Origin of the sequence: Leisingera sp., from assembly GCF_034669605.1 — a bacterium.
Taxonomy (GTDB): domain Bacteria; phylum Pseudomonadota; class Alphaproteobacteria; order Rhodobacterales; family Rhodobacteraceae; genus Leisingera.
Map to the genome: position 1 here is coordinate 1 of NZ_JAXMOX010000323.1, position 3,167 is coordinate 3,167.

A 3,167-nucleotide genomic window follows, 5' to 3' on the forward strand; every position below is an offset into this window, starting at 1 on the left:
TGCAGCGCGTGGCCGGTCAGCTTGATCTCACCCTGGCTGGTTTTGCCGGTGGCCTCGGCGAGGGTCTTGCCCTCGGCGATCAGGATCTGCGCCTGCACGATGTCGATGCCAGTGACTTCCTCGGTGACAGTGTGTTCCACCTGCACCCGCGGGTTCACCTCGATGAAGTAGAACTTGCCGTCGTTCATATCCATCAGGAATTCGACGGTGCCGGCGCATTCATAGTTCACATGGGCGCAGATCTTGCGGCCCAGCTCGCAGATCTCGGCGCGCTGCTCCTCAGTCAGATAGGGGGCAGGGGCGCGCTCGACCACTTTCTGGTTGCGGCGCTGCACCGAGCAGTCGCGCTCGAACAGGTGATAGATCTCACCGTGCTTGTCGCCCAGGATCTGGACCTCGACGTGGCGGGCGCGGGTGATCATCTTTTCCAGATAGCCCTCGCCGTTGCCAAAGGCGGCTTCCGCCTCGCGGCGGCCTTCCAGCACCTTTTCTTCCAGCTCGTCCTCGCCGTGGATCGGCCGCATGCCGCGGCCGCCGCCGCCCCAGGAGGCTTTCAGCATCAGCGGATAGCCAACCTCGGCCGCTTCCTTGCGGATCGCGTCCATGTCGTCGCCAAGCACCTCGGTCGCGGGGATCACCGGCACCCCGGCCTCGACAGCGACCCGGCGGGCGCTGGCTTTGTCGCCCAGGGCGCGCATGGTCTCGGCCTTGGGACCGATGAAGGTGATGCCGTTGCGGGCGCAGGCATCGACGAAATCCGGGTTTTCCGACAGCAGGCCGTAACCGGGGTGGATCGCATCGGCGCCGCTTTCCTTAGCGACGCGGATGATCTCGTCAATCGACAGATAGGCCGCAACCGGCCCCATGCCCTCGCCGATCCGGTAGGCTTCATCCGCCTTGAACCGGTGCAGGCCGAGCTTGTCTTCCTCGGCGTAGACGGCGACGGTGCGTTTGCCCATTTCGTTGGCGGCGCGCATCACGCGGATGGCGATCTCACCACGGTTGGCAATCAGGATCTTTTTGAAGTCGGTCATTTCACCCTCGGGGTCCGTGCAAGTTGGTGCAGTGTTAGGCGGATATTAGCGAGCCGCACAACAGGTGTTCTGGGTATTTCCGGCATGATTGCGCTCTCAAGCGGCTTGTTTTCTCTTTCCTGGCCCGCGTTTTGCCGTCTGATGCGGTGGATCCGCAGTTGGGCCGCCCGCTTGCAACGGGGCGGGAAACCGCAGGAATTTCGCGCTTGCAGCACGATTTTGTAACTATTTTTGCCGCGACGCAGCGGGCAAGCGGCGGCTGGGGTGCGTCATTTTGGCGCTATTCTCCGGTTTTTGGGTAAATTGCGCCAGCACGGCGCGCAGTCAGTCCAGTTTGCGCCGCTGCAGGCTGCGGACTGCGTCCAGTCCGGACAGGCCAAGCTGGCACATGTTTGCCTGCATGTCCTTGGCCAGCATGTCGGTCAGATGCGCCGGGCCGGCGGCGCCCAGGGCGGCCAGCGCATAGTGAAAAGCACGCCCCAGCATGACGAAATCCGCCCCCAGCGCCAGCGCCCGCAGAATGTCCAGACCGCCCTCGATGCCGCTGTCGAAGATCAATGGCAGGTCCACCGCGGCGCGGATATCCGGCAGCAGATCAATCGCCGCCGGGCAGCCGTCGAACTGGCGCCCGCCATGGTTGGAGATCCAGACCGCATCCGCCCCCGCCGCCTGCATGCGCTTGGCGTCTTCGGCACGCTGCACCCCTTTGATGACAAAGGCGCCGTCCCAGTTGCGCCGCAGCCAATGCACATAATCCCAATCCGGCGAGGTGCGCAGCAAATAGCCAATATGGGCCGTCGGCGGCAGGTTGGCCTGTTCACCCGGTATGTACTTGTCCAATGTCCGCATCCGCGGCAGGCCCCGGCGCGCCATTCCCAGCGCCCAGGCCGGGCGCTGCGCAATCTGCGCCAGCAGCCGCGGGGTCAGCCGCGGCGGTTGGGTCAGCCCCGACCGTGTCTGCCGTTCGCGGCGCGAGGCGGCGGGCACATCCACCGTCAGCACCAGGGTCTTGAAACCGGCATCCCGTGCCCGCGCCAGCAGATCGCCGCGGATGGCCTCGTCCTTGGGGGGATACAATTGGAACCAGCCATCCCCGCCCAGATGCGGCGCCAGGTCCTCCGGCGATTGGCTGGCAACCGTGGACAGGCAATAAGGAATGGCGGCGGCGGCGGCGGCGCGGGCCAGAATAGCCTCGGCATCCGGCCAGATCAGCCCGGACATGCCTACCGGCGCGATTCCGAAAGGCAGCGCATAGGCAGTGCCCAGAAGCGGAGTGGAAAGATCCGGTTCCATCGGCCCATGCAGCACTGACGGCAGAAAGCCCAACCGGTCCAGGCCCGTCCGGTTGCGCGCCCGTGCGGCCTCTGTTCCGGTGCCGCTGTCCAGATACTCCCAGACAAACCGCGGCAGCCGCCGTTCGGCGCGGCGTTTCAGGTCTTCAAGGCCGGGGTAGCGTTGATGCAAATCCATGCGGGCATTAGCCGGCGGGCGGGGCGGAATGTCCAGCCCCTGCAGTTGCGGACCCTGCGGCGCGCACCCGCTGCAGACCTGTCCGGCACTCCAGTGAACAGAGTGTGAACGTCCTCTTTCCGCCGGGATTGAATCAGTCTAGGATCGCACCCATGAGCAGTTTTGACGAAATGGACGCCTTTGAGGGCGCATCATTGTCGGCCCGCGCCATGGGTGCGCGGCCGATGCCCTATCTGGACGGCCTCAACCCGGCGCAGCGCGAAGCGGTGGAATGCCTAGACGGCCCGGTGCTGATGCTGGCAGGGGCGGGCACCGGCAAGACCAAGGCGCTGACCACCCGGATTGTGCATCTCCTCAGCACCGGCCGGGTGCGCCCGAACGAGATCCTGTCGGTGACCTTCACCAACAAGGCCGCCCGCGAGATGAAAGAGCGTGTGGCCGCAATGCTGGGCCAGGCGGTCGAAGGGATGCCGTGGCTTGGCACCTTCCATTCGGTCTGCGTGAAACTGCTGCGCCGCCATGCCGAACTGGCGGGGCTGAAATCCAACTTCACCATTCTCGACACCGACGATCAGATCCGGTTGCTGAAACAGCTGATCAAGGCGGAAGGCATCGACGACAAGCGCTGGCCTGCGCGGATGCTGGCGGGCATCATCGACGATT

Annotated in this window: 3 protein-coding genes; 1 reads left to right on the forward strand and 2 read right to left on the reverse strand. The window is 65.0% G+C overall.

All coding sequences use genetic code 11. From position 1 onward, the window contains the following. The coding region (locus tag VOI29_RS23590) for a biotin carboxylase N-terminal domain-containing protein (protein WP_323784216.1) at nt 1-1,034 on the reverse strand (1,034 nt) is incomplete at its 3' end. Between the two features lie 324 nt (nt 1,035-1,358). Beyond that, nucleotides 1,359-2,504, reverse strand: coding sequence for an alpha-hydroxy acid oxidase (locus VOI29_RS23595; protein WP_323784218.1), 1,146 nt, complete (start codon nt 2,502-2,504; stop codon nt 1,359-1,361). A 152-nt stretch (nt 2,505-2,656) separates the two neighbouring features. Here VOI29_RS23595 and VOI29_RS23600 point away from each other — a divergent pair. Further along, nucleotides 2,657-3,167 (forward strand): UvrD-helicase domain-containing protein (locus VOI29_RS23600; RefSeq protein WP_323784219.1); only part of this gene is annotated, 511 nt, incomplete at its 3' end.